This is a genomic window from Shewanella sp. MM_2022_3 (assembly GCF_022557375.1).
Lineage (GTDB): Bacteria > Pseudomonadota > Gammaproteobacteria > Enterobacterales > Shewanellaceae > Shewanella > Shewanella xiamenensis.
The window spans coordinates 1-17,458 of sequence record NZ_JAKZGV010000069.1 but is presented as its reverse complement, the minus strand read 5'-3'; the positions used below and the strand labels follow the sequence as shown (position 1 = coordinate 17,458).

Annotated in this window: 16 protein-coding genes and 1 other annotated feature; of the genes, 7 read left to right on the top strand and 9 right to left on the bottom strand. The window is 47.9% G+C overall.

Annotated features, from left to right (window positions below):
- Positions 1–276: 276 nt before the first annotated feature.
- The 8 genes from MMG82_RS20145 to MMG82_RS20110 all read right to left on the bottom strand — a co-directional run bounded on the left by MMG82_RS20145 (position 277) and on the right by MMG82_RS20110 (position 8,388).
- Positions 277–561, bottom strand: coding sequence for a DUF2798 domain-containing protein (locus tag MMG82_RS20145; RefSeq protein ID WP_037428620.1), 285 nt, complete (start codon positions 559–561; stop codon positions 277–279).
- A 193-nt stretch (positions 562–754) separates the two neighbouring features.
- Positions 755–1,180: a hypothetical protein gene (locus tag MMG82_RS20140; RefSeq protein ID WP_037420023.1), complete on the bottom strand. Its 426-nt coding sequence runs from the start codon at positions 1,178–1,180 to the stop codon at positions 755–757.
- A 226-nt stretch (positions 1,181–1,406) separates the two neighbouring features.
- Positions 1,407–2,243 (bottom strand): tryptophan synthase subunit alpha, encoded by an 837-nt coding sequence (gene trpA / locus MMG82_RS20135; RefSeq protein WP_241407334.1) that lies wholly within the window; start codon positions 2,241–2,243, stop codon positions 1,407–1,409.
- Between the two features lie 5 nt (positions 2,244–2,248).
- Positions 2,249–3,439, bottom strand: coding sequence for a tryptophan synthase subunit beta (gene trpB, locus MMG82_RS20130; protein ID WP_047533860.1), 1,191 nt, complete (start codon positions 3,437–3,439; stop codon positions 2,249–2,251).
- Between the two features lie 108 nt (positions 3,440–3,547).
- On the bottom strand, positions 3,548–4,957 hold the full coding sequence (gene trpCF / locus MMG82_RS20125; protein ID WP_231570540.1) for a bifunctional indole-3-glycerol-phosphate synthase TrpC/phosphoribosylanthranilate isomerase TrpF: 1,410 nt from the start codon (positions 4,955–4,957) through the stop codon (positions 3,548–3,550).
- A gap of 77 nt (positions 4,958–5,034) precedes the next feature.
- Complete coding sequence (gene trpD, locus MMG82_RS20120) at positions 5,035–6,078, bottom strand: anthranilate phosphoribosyltransferase (RefSeq protein WP_047533857.1); 1,044 nt, start codon at positions 6,076–6,078, stop codon at positions 5,035–5,037.
- Positions 6,078–6,686, bottom strand: a complete 609-nt coding sequence (locus MMG82_RS20115; RefSeq protein ID WP_037420014.1) for an aminodeoxychorismate/anthranilate synthase component II — start codon at positions 6,684–6,686, stop codon at positions 6,078–6,080. The genes trpD and MMG82_RS20115 overlap by 1 nt, the downstream gene beginning before the upstream one ends.
- A 10-nt stretch (positions 6,687–6,696) precedes the next feature.
- Complete coding sequence (locus MMG82_RS20110; protein WP_052183955.1) at positions 6,697–8,388, bottom strand: anthranilate synthase component 1; 1,692 nt, start codon at positions 8,386–8,388, stop codon at positions 6,697–6,699.
- Between the two features lie 52 nt (positions 8,389–8,440).
- Positions 8,441–8,546, bottom strand: a sequence feature (Trp leader region).
- Positions 8,547–8,756: 210 nt separating this feature from the next.
- On the opposite strand from MMG82_RS20110, the gene MMG82_RS20105 reads away from it, so the two are divergent.
- From MMG82_RS20105 to MMG82_RS20080, 6 genes are all read left to right on the top strand, one after another.
- Positions 8,757–9,617: a PHP domain-containing protein gene (locus tag MMG82_RS20105; RefSeq protein WP_037428606.1), complete on the top strand. Its 861-nt coding sequence runs from the start codon at positions 8,757–8,759 to the stop codon at positions 9,615–9,617.
- A complete protein-coding gene (locus MMG82_RS20100) occupies positions 9,614–10,234 on the top strand; it encodes an L-threonylcarbamoyladenylate synthase (protein WP_037420004.1) in 621 nt (206 codons plus the stop codon). Before MMG82_RS20105 ends, MMG82_RS20100 begins: the two co-directional genes overlap by 4 nt.
- Positions 10,235–10,431: 197 nt before the next feature.
- Positions 10,432–11,220 (top strand): ScpA family protein, encoded by a 789-nt coding sequence (locus MMG82_RS20095; protein WP_037420001.1) that lies wholly within the window; start codon positions 10,432–10,434, stop codon positions 11,218–11,220.
- A gap of 3 nt (positions 11,221–11,223) precedes the next feature.
- Complete coding sequence (gene scpB / locus MMG82_RS20090) at positions 11,224–11,820, top strand: SMC-Scp complex subunit ScpB (RefSeq protein WP_037419998.1); 597 nt, start codon at positions 11,224–11,226, stop codon at positions 11,818–11,820.
- Complete coding sequence (rluB, locus tag MMG82_RS20085; protein WP_037419997.1) at positions 11,813–12,688, top strand: 23S rRNA pseudouridine(2605) synthase RluB; 876 nt, start codon at positions 11,813–11,815, stop codon at positions 12,686–12,688. The genes scpB and rluB overlap by 8 nt, the downstream gene beginning before the upstream one ends.
- 105 nt (positions 12,689–12,793) lie before the next feature.
- Positions 12,794–13,756: a hypothetical protein gene (locus MMG82_RS20080; RefSeq protein WP_047533854.1), complete on the top strand. Its 963-nt coding sequence runs from the start codon at positions 12,794–12,796 to the stop codon at positions 13,754–13,756.
- Between the two features lie 64 nt (positions 13,757–13,820).
- On the opposite strand, the gene MMG82_RS20075 is transcribed toward MMG82_RS20080, so the two are convergent.
- Positions 13,821–14,558, bottom strand: a complete 738-nt coding sequence (locus MMG82_RS20075) for a YciK family oxidoreductase (protein WP_037419993.1) — start codon at positions 14,556–14,558, stop codon at positions 13,821–13,823.
- 261 nt (positions 14,559–14,819) lie between these two features.
- On the opposite strand from MMG82_RS20075, the gene MMG82_RS20070 reads away from it, so the two are divergent.
- On the top strand, positions 14,820–17,303 hold the full coding sequence (locus MMG82_RS20070; RefSeq protein ID WP_047533849.1) for a VolA/Pla-1 family phospholipase: 2,484 nt from the start codon (positions 14,820–14,822) through the stop codon (positions 17,301–17,303).
- The last annotated feature ends 155 nt before the right edge of the window (positions 17,304–17,458 follow it).

Sequence of the window (17,458 nt, the reverse complement as noted above, 5' to 3'; positions counted from 1 at the left end):
AAGAGGTGTCTAAATGTATCACCAAAAATAATATTTATTTAAAAACAGTTGATTAAGTTGTTTTTTTGGTTGGTGATATTTTGCCCTAATTGCTTTTAGTGGCTTTTGAGGAGGCAACGAAAGTGCGAATAACTGCTGAGTGTAAATCGACTGTAAATCCGAATTAGTTCGTCAATTAACACTGCTAGTCAGCTATAAAAGATTGGATAAGCAAACGTAAAAGCCATCTTAAAAATGGCTTTTTGTGGAGTCAAAAGCAGAGGGAGAAGCAAAGGCCTAAGGTAATTGCACAAAAGCGGCGGTAAGTTTACGCACTAGGGGCAATACCATCAGCAGAGTCGGGAATGCCACCACCCAAGAGATAAACCATGCGCTCAACCAGAGCTCAACAAATTGTGCAGATGCGCCGACACCATTAAAAGTACTGATCCCAGAAACGATGCAACTCATTAAAATAGAAAGAAAAAATGGCATCACAACTGTGGCGTATTTTGCGGGTAACTTTGGTGTACCAAAAATAGTGCGGCTTTTATTTGTTGGTACAGAGTGTAAGCTAGACATGGAAACCTCAACAGGGTGTGACTTAGGCGAAAGAGCTTGCTGATTAGTGCTTAAGATTTACATGTATTTATGTAAACCCAAAGCGCAATCCGTTCGCCATTTTAGGAGCAAAACACGGCAAAAGCTATGGTGATACAGACCGATACTGGTCGTTTTGCGTTGGGTGAATAATCAGAACTAATCGTTTTATCGCCTAGGCTTGCCAATTGGTTGCCCATAATTCCCCGGTAACATTGACCCAATGACCGCGAGAAATTGGTGAGGTACCGAGTTCATTATCAAAGGGTAGGGTGAAACTTGATTGCAGTAAATACACAGTATCATCAGGCGTTTGGGTGATTTCGACAATTTGTCCCGAGGCCTCAAAGTGACAATTATGTTTGGGGAATTGCAGACTTTGGCGATGTTCAATAATGTCGGTTTGCAAATTTGCCTTGGCTAAACGGCCAAACAGTTCAACCGTCACCCATTGATTGACGGGGAAACGTTGCTTAGCTTGTTGATCATTGCCTTGATAGTAAAACCACACTGGAGCGCCATTATCCCATTGGGCAGCGACTTCACCTTGAAAACCACAGCCCCAAGGTGTGACGTCGAGAATATAGATCCGATACTGCATATAAAGTCCATTTACCATAACAAAAGCGTCGATATTATTTGCGCTATATTAACATTTATCTCGTAAACGCATGAGACACAGATCCTAATATAAGCCTTGGGTTTGACAGTTTTAAGATACCGTTGATTCTGTGCTAGTTATGGTTGTTACTGCTATGGGGAATATATAAAAAAGGGCCAACTCTGCTGATTTGGCCCTAAATCGGGATGTTATTCAGATGAATAGATTAGGTTGCCGCTTTCATCGCGCGGGTAAAATCGCCTAATGCTGCTAGTAGTTTCACTTCATCTTGTTGATAGGTTTCGATAATTTTAACTACGGCTGAGCCAGAAATCGCACCCGCGGCGCCTGCTTTGATGGCGGCGCTCACTTGAGCAGGCTCTGCAATCCCAAAGCCTAATAGCGGTGGCGGCGCATTAAATGCTTGCAGCTTAGCTAAAATTTCTTCAACGGGCGTACCTGCCTTAGTGTCTGTACCTGTTACGCCAGCGCGGGACAATAGATAGGTATAGCCTTCACCACTTTGGCTGACCTTCGCAAGGGTGTCATTGTCGGCATTGGGCGGCGCAATAAAAATTGGCGCAATGCCATGGGCTTTGGCCGCTTGAATAAATGGTGCGGCTTCTTCAACTGGCACATCGGCAATTAACACTGAATCCACGCCCGCTTGCTGCGCTTTGGCATAAAAAGCATCTATGCCATTGGCGAATACGAGGTTCGCATACAGCAATAACCCAATTGGAAGTTCAGGGTATTTAGCGCGGATCTTGGCCAGCAATTCAAAGCAGGCTGTTGGTGTTGTACCCGCGGCTAAGGCTCTGAGATTTGCGCCTTGGATCACGGGGCCATCGGCGAGCGGATCGGAGAAAGGAAAGCCTAACTCCAGCGCATCGGCACCGTTTTGCACTAAGGTGTCGATAATTTTCAGTGACAGCTCAGGGCTTGGATCGCCTAAGGTGACAAAAGGCACAAAGGCGCCGCGGCCTTCGGCTTTTAAACGGCTAAAAGCGGCGTGATAACGGCCAGCTTGATGAGGGATAGTTTGGTTTGAAATGCTGCTCATCTTAGTTATTCCTCTTTACCGTTTAAAATGTCTGACACAGTGAAAATATCCTTATCGCCTCGGCCTGAGAGGTTGACAACCAAAATGGTCTCTTTGGTGCACTCTTTCGCCAGACGCATTGCATAGGCTAGGGCGTGGGCCGATTCGAGCGCCGGAATAATCCCTTCGCTGCGAGCCAGTAATTGGAAGGCTTCTAGGGCTTCATCATCGGTGGCCGATTCATAGCGGGCACGGCCGATGGCGTTCAAATGGGCATGCTGTGGGCCGACCGAGGGAAAGTCTAATCCTGCTGAAATCGAGTAAGACTCTTCGATTTGGCCTTCACTGTCCTGCATCAATGGGGCTTTCATACCAAAGAAAATCCCGGTTTTACCATGTTTTAGCGGCGCGCCGTGCATATGGGTATCAATACCTTTACCCGCAGGCTCGACGCCAATCAGCTCTACATCGGCTTCATCAATAAAGTCGGCAAACATCCCGATAGCATTGGAGCCGCCGCCGACACAGGCGATGACCGCATCGGGCAGGCGACCTTCGCGCTCAAGTATTTGTTTTTTGGTTTCTTCACCAATAATACGTTGAAATTCACGCACTATGGTCGGGAACGGATGTGGTCCAGCAGCTGTGCCGAGCAGATAGTGGGCTTTTTCGTAACTGCCAGACCAGTCGCGCATCGCCTCGTTACAGGCGTCTTTCAAGGTGGCAGAACCAGAGGTTACAGGGATAACCTCGGCGCCCATCAGCCGCATTCTAAATACGTTAGGTGATTGGCGGGCAACGTCTTTCGCGCCCATATACACTTTGCATTTTAATCCCAGCAGCGCACAGGCAAGGGCGGTGGCAACACCGTGTTGGCCTGCACCCGTTTCGGCAATAATTTCCTTTTTACCCATACGTTTAGCCAATAATGCTTGGCCCAATACCTGGTTGGTTTTATGGGCGCCGCCGTGGAGTAAATCTTCCCGCTTGAGGTAGATTTTAACCATGGGATTGGGACTTAAATTGCGGGTTAAGGTGAGTGCCGTGGGGCGACCGGCGTAGTTTTTCAGTAAGTCGGTAAACTCGGCTTGGAAGGACTCATCGGTTTGTGCGTCGACAAAAGCACTCTCAAGTTGCTTGAGGGCGGGGACTAAAATCTGCGGTACATACATACCACCGTATTCGCCGAAATAAGGGTTAAGCTTTAACTGTGACATACCTTGTTCCTTATCCTATTTATTTGTTTCGATTGCGGTTTAGGTTAACGCCATCGAGTTTCAATTCTTGCTTGCCTGTGCTTTGCACAGTTTTTTATAAAAGCTGGTCTAGAGTCGTAATTGACTAAATGCCGCTTGGATCTTCTCTGCCGACTTAATGCCAGGGGCGGTTTCGAGGCCAGAGTTAAAATCTAAACCGTAAAACCCTTGAGCATTGGCACGGGCAGCATTGTCCGCATTGAGGCCACCCGCGAGCATGGCCTCGGCTTTATGGGCAATGGGGAGTTGCCAATCAAAGGCTTGGCCAGTACCACCAAAACCTGCGTCATTCTTGCTATCGAAGAGATAACGCTGCACACCTCTTGGCATAGCAGCAAGTTCGCTGCTTTGGGCATCAACACTGACCGCCTTCCAAATTTGGGTGTTCAGTCCTGCCTGTTGTAACAATTGGCTTAGCTCAGTAATTTCTAACTCGGTTTCATTGCCGTGCAGTTGCACTGCGGCTAAATCACATGCTTTGGCGATACTTGCGATTAGCTCTGGCTCGCTGTTAACGAACACCCCGACAAACTCAATGGCGGGCAAGTTGGCGGCACGGTATTGCTCGACTAACTGTTTGGCGGCATCTTTTGTGAGTGCTCGTGGTGATTTTTCAGCAAAAATGAGTCCAGCATAAACTGCGCCCGCAGTGGCTGCAGCTTGAATATCCTCAAGGCGGGTGAGACCGCAGACTTTATTGTGACCGAAGATCAATTTACGGCAGGCTAAATCAATGTCTTCTTCGGCCATAATCGAGCTCCCGACCAAGAAGCCATCGACTAACGGACTTAAGCGGCGCACTTGCTCGTTAGTGTAAATGCCCGATTCGCTGATCACCACGCGATCGCTGCCGATGTGCGGCGCAAGGGCTTCGGTGGTGGCTAAATCGGTACTTAAATCTCGTAAGTTGCGGTTATTAATGCCAATAATAGGTGCATTTAAGACGATGGCGCGTTTCAGTTCTTCTTCATTGCTGACTTCGGTCAGCACATCGAGTTGATACTTGGCCGCCTCGTTGGCAAGTTGTTGATATCGCTCATCATCGAGCACTGAAAGCATCAACAGAATCGCATCGGCACCCTGATGAGCCGCTAATTTGATTTGATATTCATCAACAAAAAAGTCTTTACACAGAATTGGTTGGCTCACTTTTGCCCGCACTTTCGGGATATAGTCCATATCCCCTTGGAAAAATTGCTCATCGGTTAATACCGAAATCCCCGCAGCATACTTGGCATAAATCGAGGCGATGGCTTCGACATCAAAGTCTTTACGGATTAAGCCTTTGGATGGACTGGCTTTTTTGCACTCTAAAATATAACCCGCCTTCGGGGCTTTTAAGGCGGCAAATAGACTACGGTCCGAGATTTTTGGGGTTAAGCTGTCTTCAGGAAAACGCAACTTAAGGGCGGCGATATGGGCGGCCTTAGTATCGACGATACGGGTTAAAACGTTGGCTTTTGCGGTACTGGTTTGCATGCTACCCCTTACATCCTGCGATGCTTGATTATCTTCCGAGCGATGCGCGTCGGGTTGTTGAACCTGTGCCATGGTCATTATTCCTGTGCTTCGCTGCTGACTTTAGCGAGTTGATTCAGTAATTCAAAGGCTTTGCCGCTTTTTATGGTATTGAGCGCAAGGGCGGTGCCGGCTTTGACTGAGTCCGATAGGCCACACAGATATAAGGCACAACCCGCATTGATGGCAACCGCATGGGTGTGGGCATCGCTGCCTTGTCCTTGCAAAATCGATTGCGTGATTTGGGCGTTCTGTGCAGGCTCGCCCCCTTCAAGCTCAGTAATGTGGGCTTGAGGCACACCAAAATCCGCCGGTGTTAATTGATATTCAATAATCTCACCGTCTTTGAGTTCGGCGACCTGTGTGCTGCCATGGAGCGCTACTTCATCTAAACCACTGCCATGTACCACCATGGCTCTTTGCGTGCCAAGGGCTTGCAGTACGCGGGCGATAGGCGTCACTAGCTCTGGGCTATATACCCCAAGCAACATAAATTCTGGGCGCGCTGGGTTAATCAATGGCCCTAACACATTGAATAAGGTGCGAGTTTTCAGGGCTTGGCGCACAGGCACTGCATGTTTGACACCGCCATGGTAGTGGGGCGCAAACAGGAAGCACAGATTGAGTGATTCGAGGCAGCGGCCCGCCAGCTCGGGTGACATAGTTAAATCGATGCCAAATTGGGCGAGTAAATCTGACGAGCCCGATTTGCTCGAGACGGAACGATTACCGTGTTTTGCAACCTTGGCGCCAGCAGCTGCGGCGACAAAGGCGGCAGTGGTGGAAATATTAATGGTATTAAAACCATCGCCGCCGGTACCGACGATATCGATAATCCCTTGGCTACGGCTTGAAGCTGGATAGGGGAAAGGCTTAGCGGCTGCGCGCATCGCATCGGCGGCGCCACTGATTTCGGCAATGGTTTCACCGCGAACTTTAAGCGCCATTAACATGCCCGCCATCACGGTTTCATTCATTTCACCTTGGATAAGGGTGCTAAAGAGGCTGGCGGTTTGCTCGCGTGTTAATGCCTTGCCCTGAAACAAAATATCGAGCAGGGGCTGAATCGATGTTGCATTCATTATTGCGCTCCTGCGGTATTGTGGGCGATGTCTTGAGTCAAAAAGCTTAAGGTTTGGGTTAACAATGTGCTGCCCAAGGTCGTTAAGATGGATTCGGGATGAAACTGAAAACCGACTGCCCTGTGCTCGGCATGCAAAATCGCCATAGGCATATCTTCTGTGGTGGCAATAACATCAAGACAATCAGGTACTTTTGTGGCTACTAAACTGTGGTAGCGGGCGACAGGTAAGGGCGAAGGTAAGTTAGCAAACACGCCTTCACCATTATGGAAGGTGGGACTGGCTTTACCGTGCACGACAAAAGGCGCGCGCTCCACTTTACCGCCGTAATATTCCACCATGGCTTGATGACCTAGACAGATCCCAAGCATAGGCACTTTGCCCGCGACTTTGTCTATTAGCGCCATCATGGAGCCCGCTTCATGGGGCGCACCTGGGCCTGGCGATAAGACTAAGGCGCTAGGCTCGGTTTCCGCCAACAGCTTGTCGGCAATATAGTCGGCGGCAACATCGTTACGGTAGATCACCACTTCACAGCCAAGGCTTCTAAACTGGTCGACTAAGTTGTAGGTAAAGGAGTCGAAGTTATCGAGTAAATAGAGTTTCATCTTAGGCTCCTTATCTTGGTTGTTCAGTCGAAGTGGTCGCAGTTGCTTGATGGCTTTCATCCAAGCCTGCGCCCATCTTGATGGCAGAAATCACCGCCTGCGCCTTTTGGCGCGTTTCATCGGCTTCACTCTGGGGATCGGAATCAAACACCACGCCAGCACCCGCTTGGATATGGGCTACACCGTTTTTCACAAAGGCGGAGCGGATAACGATACATGTGTCCATATCCCCAAGGGCATTGAGGTAACCCACTGCGCCACCATAGCTGCCTCGGCGGGTCTTTTCCGCCTGACGTACGAGTTGCGAGGCGCGCACTTTCGGGGCGCCAACCAGAGTGCCCATATTCATACAGGCTTGGTAGGCGTGGAGTGCATCTAAGTCTTGGCGTAGTTGACCTGTGACGCGGCTGACTAAATGCATCACGTGGGAATAACGGTCGACTTTAAGTAACTCGGCCACTTTGCGGCTGCCGCTTTGGCTGATACGGGCGATATCGTTACGGGCTAAATCGACCAACATTAAGTGCTCGGAGAGCTCTTTTTTATCTAAACGCAATTCGAGTTCGATACGGCTATCGAGGTCGAAATCAATCTCGCCGCTGGCGGTTTTGCCGCGCTTACGGGTGCCTGCAATCGGGTAGACTTCGACCTGATTATTGCTGGCTTCATATTTCAACGCGCTCTCTGGCGAGGCACCAAACAGGGTGAAGTCATGGCCCCTGAAATAAAACATATAGGGGCTGGGATTGGTTAAACGTAGTGCGCGGTAAGCCCCTAAGGTATTTGGGCAGGGCAGGCTAAAACTGCGTGAGGGCACCACTTGGAAGATATCGCCCGCAATAATGTGTTCTTTTAAATCGATAACGGTTTGTTTAAAGGCCTCATCACTGATATTGACTTGCTCAGTCGCTGTTATCCCAACCAGCGCGGGCGCAGGTTCTATATCATTGGCTAAGGTTTGGCAGTCAGCGCTAATGTGGCTAGCTCGTTTGGCTAAGGCTTGGGTCACTTCAACCAGTTTTGCAGAACCTTCACTAAAATTGTGGGTGATGATTTCGGCTTGTTTCTGCTTGTGATCAATAAGAATTAAGGTTTCGGCAAGATAAAATAAATAATCAGGGCAATCATTTGCACCATTTGGTGCTTTAGGCAGTGGCTCCACTGTATCAATCAAATCGTAGGAAAGTACGCCACCTAAAAATAAGTCTTCGAATGCTGGCGTCTGACCACAGTCGATATGTTTAACAAACAAGCGTAAACCATCAAGTGGCGAGGTGGACTTTAAGCGGGCATCTTCGTCCTTAAGCTCAGTGTCTTTTTGTAGCGTGACCACTAAGTTGTGGCCATCGCGTTGGCATTGAGTTTGGCTTGAGCGAGCACTAAAAAATTGCTCGATGGGGGCAAGTAAACTGGCACCATTGTCGCTCAGTGCGCTAAAGCGTAAACAATACCCGTCGCAGCGGATCATCAGCGCCGCATGGGTCATCACCATGCTCTTAAGATTTTCCTTGCTGTTTATTTCTGCTGATTCCAACAACATGGTATGGGGCGCATCTTGAGTGATGTGTTGGTACAAACGCAGCGGATCGCTATGGTATGCCAAGGTGGCCTTGATCGTATGTGAACGTGCAAATGTCTGCGGAGGTGAGGGGAAATTCCCTCCGTCGGCTTGGGTAACCTGATTAAATGTCTTTAGGGTCATGCTGTTATCTCGCTTTTATCCGTTTACCGCGTTGCAGACATTTTTCGCACCAACAAAAAAGCCCGCATTTCTGCGGGCTTTTGTTGATTCTGTTACTTTCAAATGAGCACAGAGCTTCACACCACCCGCTACGTTGGGAAGTGCCACCACCAAATGATGTTGAAAGAAGCGTTAGTATGGGTCATTCAAAAGGGTCTCAATAATTCGTTAGTTGAGCTATAGAAAACATGAGCCTGAGGCGAAAGTCAATTGAATATTTTTCAAAATGATGGATTCATGTGGCTAACTCACTGTGTCAAATGCGGTTCCTGCTGGATAAAGTGTGAGATAAATGCACATTTCATCTTAAATTAACGTACAATAACGGCATGAATACTCAAAGCATCTTGGCTGACTTGCACAGCCACACGACCGCATCTGACGGTCATCTCACGCCGTCCGAGCTGGTCGCCAGAGCCCTTGAAAAGGGCGTGCAGTTATTTGCGATAACGGATCACGATACGGTTGCAGGCTTAAGTGAAGCCCGCGCCTTCAATCAAGCGCAGACCGAACCGTTAAAGCTGATTTCTGGGGTTGAGATTTCAACCCGATGGAATAGTTACGATATTCACATTGTGGCGCTCAATTTTGATGAAACCCACACAGAGTTATTAACGTTTTTAGAAAACCAGCGTGACTTACGTGAGCTTCGTGCCGAAGAAATCGGCCATCGATTGGCTAAAGCCGGGATCGAAGGCGCCTATGAAGGCGCAAAAGCAATTGCGGCAGGCGCAGCGTTAAGCCGTGGTCACTATGCTCGTTGGCTTGCCGATCACGGTTATGCGGTGGATATGCCCAGTGTATTTAAGCGTTACTTAGCCCGTGGTAAGACGGGTTATGTGCCCAATAATTGGGGCGATATGGCCAGCGCAATTAAGGTGATCCACAACGCGGGCGGGCTCGCGGTATTGGCACATCCGAGTGGTTATAAGCTGTCTGCCAAGTGGTTAAAGCGTTTAGTGCGAGAATTTAAAGAAGCAGGCGGGGATGCCATGGAAGTGGTGCTCGGCCAGCAAACGGTGGATGATAGGGCCAATTTAGTGGCGCTGAGTGTCCAAAATCAGTTGCTTGCATCGATAGGAAGTGATTTTCACTTTCCAAGCAATTGGATTGAATTAGGTAAAAATCTCTACCAGCCTCAAGGTATTGATTGGGTCTGGCAGTCGGGATCTTGGATGGAACGACCATGAGTCAATTTTTTTATGTACACGAAGTAAATCCACAGACACGTTTGATTAGTCAAGCCGTGGCTGTGCTGAAGTCCGGCGGCGTAATTGTGTATCCAACCGATTCGGGTTATGCCCTCGGTTGCATGATCGGTGAGAAAGACGCAATGACGCGCATTACTCGCATTCGTCAAATCGAACACGATCATAATTTCTCGTTAATGTGCCGTGACTTATCTGAATTAGCGACCTACGCCAAGGTGGATAATCAGGCCTATCGCATCCTAAAAAGTTGCACGCCAGGGCCGTACACTTTCATTTTTAAGGCGAGTAAGGAAGTGCCCCGTCGTCTGCAAAATGACAAGAAAAAAACCATTGGTATCCGCGTGCCAGACAATGTGATTGCCTTAGCACTGCTCGAGGCGTTAGATGCGCCGTTGATGTCGACCAGTTTAGTGATGCCAAACGCAGAATTTGCCGAGTCGGACCCTGAACATATTCGCGACCTGTTAGAGCATCAAGTGGATGTGATTATTCATGGTGGTTATTTAGGTGAAAAGCCAACCACTGTCATCGATATGTCGGAAGATGGGTTCGAAGTCCTGCGTGAAGGCGCTGGGGATGTGACTCCGTTTCTGTAAAATCAGGTTTGTCTTAGCGATAGTGTGTGGCAGCGTATGTTAGCCCGATAAAACCGTCATTTGGCAGTTTTATCGCCACTAAATTACGGGTATAATCGCGCGTTTGCGAAGAAGCGAGTCAACTCGACTTAATGAGACTGATACTGTTTGCTTGGGAATGGCGTTTTCAAGGTGATTGTTTTACATGGGGATAGCGGATGCAGGGCACGCAACAAAGTTTACCCTTAGCCGTTGTTCGTGGTCAGGCGATGACCGAAATGCCGCAGGATTTGTTTATTCCACCTGAGGCGTTGGAAGTGTTCTTGGAGTCCTTTGAAGGGCCGCTAGACTTACTTTTGTATCTGATCCGTAAGCAAAAATTAGATGTTGTCGATTTACCCATTTCTCAGATCACCGCGCAATATTTAGAATATATCGCGATGCTCACTCAGGCGCGTATTGAACTGGCCTCGGATTATTTGGTCATGGCGGCTACACTGGCCGAGATTAAATCCCGTCTGCTGCTGCCGCGTATGGTGGCGGAAGATGAGGTGGAAGAAGATCCACGGGCTCAGTTGATCCGTCAATTGAAGGCCTATGAGGTAATCAAGGAAGCCTCGCAAAAAATTGATGATTTACCTCGGCTTGAACGCGATGTGTTTCAAGCAATCGCGGCACCTTCACCAAATATCAAACCTTTGGTGATCCCGCCTGATGTATCGTTATTTGAAATCGCCCGCGCCTTTGGCGAGGTGCTTAAACGTATCGATGCCAATGAAGATCATCATGTTAAGCGTGAACAGTTATCGACCCGCGAGCGCATGAGCCAAATTTTAGCCATGCTTAATAGCGAGACGTTTACGCCCTTTGAGCGTTTATTCAGTGTCGAAGAAGGCCGCGCCGGTGTGGTGGTGACCTTTTTAGCGCTAATGGAATTGGTCAAAGAATTATTAGTGGAATTGTACCAAACAGAGCCGTTTTCAACTATTTATGTAAAGGCCTATTAATTGATGCAGATAAATCCAATTCAATTAAAACAGCTTATTGAAGCGAGTCTGTTTGTATTGGGGAAACCCTTGTCGGTGAAAATGTTGAAAGAAACCGTGTTGGCGGATTTCAGTGTTTCCAGAGACAAAATCAAAGCCGCATTGGACGAGTTGCAACAGGATTATCAGGAACGGGGTGTTCAACTTGTGAAAGTGGCTGGAGGTTATCGCTTCCAGACCTTGGAAGTCCTGAGTCCGTTTTTGCAACCCCTGTGGCAGGAAAAAGCACCTAAGTATTCGCGGGCAACATTAGAGACTCTGGCGGTGATCGCCTATCGTCAACCTGTGACCCGTGGTGATATTGAGCAGGTGCGTGGTGTGGCCATTAGTAGTCACATCATCAAAAGTTTGTCAGATAGACATTGGATTAAAGTCGTTGGCCATAAAGAAGTCCCGGGGCGACCCGCACTCTACGCCACGACCTTAGAATTTTTAGCCTATTTTGGCTTAGATACCCTCGCGGATTTACCCGCGCTTACGGATACTGAGTCATTGCAGGCGGTATTTTCGGGTTTGAAAGTAACGCCTGAACAGTCAGAAGAGCAAGATACTAATGAGTGAAAAATTGCAGAAAGTCTTGGCCCGTGCAGGCCATGGCTCCCGTCGTGAGATGGAGGCATGGATTGCTGCAGGCCGAGTTAGTATTGATGGCGTGATTGCCAATCTTGGCGATCGTATCGAAGCTGATGCAAAAGTACGTATCGATGGTCGAGCCATATCGCTCAAGTCCGCCGATGATGTGATTTGCCGCGTGCTGGCCTATCACAAACCCGAAGGTGAGATTTGTAGCCGTAAAGACCCTGAAGGTCGTCCAACCGTGTTTGACCGCTTGCCTAAAGTGCGTGATTCGCGCTGGGTTGCGGTAGGCCGTCTGGATATCAACACTTCAGGCCTATTGCTGTTTACCTCTGATGGTGAATTGGCAAACCGTTTGATGCATCCCTCTAACGAAGTTGAACGCGAATACGCAGTGCGTACCTTTGGTGAAGTGCCAGAGGCTGCGGTACAACGTCTGCGTACCGGCGTGATGTTAGAAGACGGTATGGCGCAGTTTGATGCCATTAAAGCCGCGGGTGGTGAGGGTATGAACCAATGGTGGCACGTGTGTTTACGTGAAGGCCGTAACCGTGAAGTGCGCCGTTTATGGGAATCCCAAGAGGTGCAAGTTAGCCGTCTTATCCGTGTGCGCTATGGTATGGTGGAATTACCTAAATCCTTACCCCGTGGTGGTTGGATTGAATTGCCCATTGAGCAAGTTAACTACCTGCGCCAATTAGCGGGCCTTGAACCTGAAACTCGTACTATGCTGGCCGCAGATAAACACAGCGTGGCCCGTGCGCAGGTGAAGAGTGCCAAAATTCGCCGCGCTGTACGTAAGCATAAAGTCACCTCAACGGGTAAACCGAAGCCAACGCGTCAACGTAGCTAATCGGTTTATGTTACCCAGTTAAAAGGCCGCTTGCGGCCTTTTTTGCTTTCTGTAGCCTATGGTTATGCTATAACAACAAGCCTAAAGATGACGAGGAGATGAACCATGGAATTAATATCGGTCAAGCGAATTTGGGCGCAAGGTGAGCATAATGCTTTTACCGATCTGGTGTTATACCAAGGGGCATTATTTTGTGTATTTCGAGAAGGCTCTGCTCACGTATCTCCTGATGGCGCTTTACGTATTCTTTGCTCCTATGATGCCGGGGAAAATTGGCAAAGTGTGGCGCTGCTGACTTCGGCTCATGCTGATTTACGGGATGGCAAATTAATTGAATTTCGAGGTGAGTTGTTGCTATTGGGTGGCGGTACTCAGCACGATAAATCAGGTTTACAGTCCTATCTTTGGCGCTCAAAGGATGGCGTACATTGGTCCGAACCACAGGCGGTAGCTGATAAAGGTTACTGGTTATGGCGTTTAACTGAGCATCAAGATGCACTCTATGGTGTGGGATATCGGGCGGGGCCTGATGGAGATACCCGTTTCTACAAAAGTGACGATGGACAGCTCTTTAAACCTTGGATGCCTGTTTTTAATGACCAAGGTTATGTAAATGAAAGTTCGCTTGTATTTCACCAAGGGAGTTGTTTTTGTTTATTAAGGCGCGATCCCGTGTGGAGTGACGAGTTTTTAGGTTTACTGGGTCACAGCTTGCCACCTTTCAAGCAATGGACTTGGCAAACACTCGATAAACGCATTGGCGGGCCAGTGCTGTTTGTCTATCAATCCCGTTTGATGGCGGTTGTACGTCTTTATGAAGGGAACATTCGCACTGCACTTATTGAAATAAATCAAGATACGGGCGCTATTCATGAGAGGCTCACGTTACCTTCGCAGGGCGATACTAGTTATGCTGGCATTGTTCTGAAAGGTGATCATCTTTGGGTGAGTTATTATTCAAGTCACGAGCAGGTATCGGTTCCCGATAATATTCAAGTCCAAAGTGATAACTTGCAAGAGAAGTCTAAAACGATGATTTACTTTGCTAAAATTAGACTCAGCGACTGAGTAAAAGTAAAGGGAACCATTCGGTTCCCTTTACTTTTATACCACAGCGTTTAGTGAGTCTTACTTACTGGGCATTGAATTGCTGACCGTTTATATCGCTAGAGTCCTGTCCCATTAAATACAGGTAAGTCGGCATGATTTCTTCGGCCGTTTTTAAATCCAATGGATTTTCGGCAGGGTATGCTTTAGCACGCATTTCGGTGCGCGTTGCGCCTGGGTTAATGCTGTTCACGCGGACTGAAGTGCCATCACATTCGTGGGCGAGTACCTGCATCATGCCTTCGGTGGCAAATTTCGAGAAGGCATAGGGCCCCCAGTAGGCGCGGCCCTGACGACCAACACTGCTTGAGGTGAAAATAATCGAGGCACTTGGTGCTTGGCGTAGCACTGGCAGTAATGCCTTGGTTAGCATCACTTGTGCGGTGACATTGACTTTAAGTACATCTTCAAGTGAAGGAATATCGATGTGTTCAAACGGACCGAGGGCGCCGAGTAAACTGGCATTATGCAGTAAACCATCTAAATGGCCGAACTGTTCGCTGATCGTGTCGGCCATATCACGGTAGTTTTGTTCGGTCGCACCTTTTAAATCCAGTGGCACAATGGCTGGCATCGGATAACCCGCTTGCTCGATAACATCGTAAACGGCTTCGAGTTTTTTAACGGTTTTACCGAGTAAAATTACCGTGGCGCCATGCTTGGCAAATTCGATAGCCGCCGCGCGACCAATGCCTGCTCCTGCACCAGTGACTAAAATAGTTTTACCTTTAAGTAAATCTTTTGCTGCTTGATATTCCAACATGAGCCTTTTATTCCTCTTGGCGAAAATGCCCGCCACTTCTAGAGTCGCTGAACTGCTAAACGCATGTTTCAAACAAATGAATGAAACTTTGTTATAAATAGCTAAAATCTTTGTGACAAACTTGTGGCTAACTCAATATTTTTACGTTAACTTGAAATGAGTTAGGGGCTAACATAAGCCCTATTAGTCATAGCTTTTGCGCTATTGTGACTAATTTCTTGGGGAAAACAAAACTATTACAACAAGATTTGGGGAAAAAAAATGAAAAGACTCATTTTGTGTGTTGCGATTGCATCAGCACTGGGCCTCACAGGATGTGGCGAGGACAGTTATAACGAACTCAAGGATAAGACGGAGCCGCTCATCCCTGAATCCCATATGGTATTCGACCCTGCTAACTCTAAAGTTCCTTTGCCAAATGACCTCCTGTTCAGCGGCACTAAGGATGGTACTTTATCTATACCGGGTGAAAGTTCTGGTAATTATACCGATCCTCAGATTGCACTCGGTGCATTAGATGGATGGTCAACTACGTCGCCCATTTCAATCGATATCGATTTAGCAAAAGATCATGATGGCACCCAGCTCACCCTGATGGCGGCATCTGTTGCCCAGCCGGGCGCGGTAAGAATGTTTGAGGCTACCGTGGGGGGCGCCTTGTCCTCTGATCCTGAGTGTAAAGCCAAACCGTCAGTATCAGCTTGTAAAGTAGGGGCTGAATTACAATTTGGTGTGGACTTTGTTTCTACTGCCTCAGGCAATAAAGTCGTCATTATTCCACTAAAACCGCTTAAAGCGGGTCAGTCTTATATTTATGCGACCACTAAGTTAATTCAGGATTCAGAGGGACGCGGCATTGCCCCTTCAACAACCTATGGTACGTTGAAGATGGATATCAATACGCTGCCTCTAGAAACGCCAGATCAACTGATGTTGCAAACCTTAATCAATAGTTATGAGAAGGGGATTGCTGCTGCACATAATGTTGATACCTCAACAATTACCTACTCTGGCTTGTTCACTACTCAATCAGTCGCAAATGTTTATGAAACCACAAAACTGTTGATGGCGAGGGGCGCTCCCTATGCACCTAGTTTTGCACAAATGCCGACTCCTACTGGGTTAACTGTGGCTCAGGCTGCGGGATTAAAACCAGCAGATGGTATGGCTTACGTGGTTTCAAATTTAGCGGATGTTTATACTGCAAAAATTAAACTGCCGATTTACGGTGATTGTTCTTCTGTCAGTTGTTTATCTGCAGAAGGTAAACCATTAATAAATGGGAGTTGGAAAGCCCAAGGCGATAGCCCAGTTTCTGTGCTATTAGCGCTGCAAGCGGGTACCTTAAGCCAAACTAACTTTGGTATGCAGGCTGTCGCTAATGGTATTGCTAACCCCGCTGATGCATTAGCTAATCCTTCGCTAATGGCAGGTAAAACCTGGCTATTAGACGATGGTACTGCGGTTGATAAAACCAAACATTTGACCAAATTTAACCCAATCCCTGCGATTAAAGGTTATGAAACGGTACCTGTACTGATTTCTATGCCTAATGCCACTAAACTCGCAGCCTTCTATCAGCAGCAAGGCTTAACCTTTACACCACCAACGTCAGGCTGGCCAATCACGATTGCGCTGCATGGTTTAGGTGGCGGTAAGGAAATGTCTTTAGCTTATGCGGGTTCTTATGCGGCCATGGGCGTGGCAACGGTAGCTATCGATATGCCTTTACATGGTGCTCGTTCATTCGATGCTAACGGGGATGGTATTTACGAAGTTTCGGCAACCGATCCCTCTTTTGGCAATGTGATTGGTACTCCGGATGCCTTTAAAAATGGTAATCCGTTAGTCTTTGTCAATATCTCAAGCACACTATCTGTGCGAGATAACTTCCGTCAGGCAACCATGGATCACCTTGGCGTGCGTTTAGCCTTAACTGGCTTAGCACAAGGACTTGCGCAGGCTAATCAACCACAAGTATTTGATGTATCTAAGATTAGTGCGCAGGGGTTAAGTTTAGGTGCGATTGTGGGAACCGATTTTGCTACCTATGCCAGCACGGGGATGAGAAATCCAACCACGGGTGAAGCCTTACCTAACCCTTATGTGATTAATGCGGCTTCTTTGGTTGCTCCTGCTGGTGGTTTAGCTGGCGCTTTTGCCGGTTCAGCCACCTTCGGTCCCGTACTGTTTAATAATGTCACTGCTTCGGCGACATTCAAAGCTTTAGTCGATAAGGCTAATACAGCAGGATATGAGCCAGGCAGCCCTGAATATGCGGCATTAGTTCAGGCTGTTTACGCACAATTTATTCCTACTTTTGCCTTTGCTGTGCAAACGGCGGTGGACTCAGCAGATCCGGTTAACCATGCTGGCATGTTAAAAGCAACAGGATTACCTGTGCACTTAATTGAAGTCGCCGGTGATGGTAATGGTAACTTAGCGGATCAAGTGTTACCTAATAGTGTCGATAACTTCCCATTATCAGGTACTGAACCGCTGATCTCGGCAATGGGTTTACCTTGCGTCGATGCTACGACGAAAGGGCTTGGTGTGGTGCGTTTTGCCAAGGGTCATCACAGTTCTATTGTTGACCCAAGTGAGAAGAGTTCTACAGATGGTATGGCAGCTGCGGCAACGGTAGAGATGCAGACTCAAGTAGCCACCTATGCATCGACTGCGGGTAAAGGTGAGGCCACTATTTACGTCACTGATCCAAGTGTGATCGCGACTTGTCCTAACTAATCCGAGTTAAATCCTAAAAACCCAGCCTTTGCCTGTCTCTCATACACAAATCCCTGAACAATGCTCAGGGATTTTTTTTGAACTCATTCCCCGCATTGTGATCAGATCGTCTAGGGCTAAATATTCGAGGCGATTATGATGAAGATGATGGATCC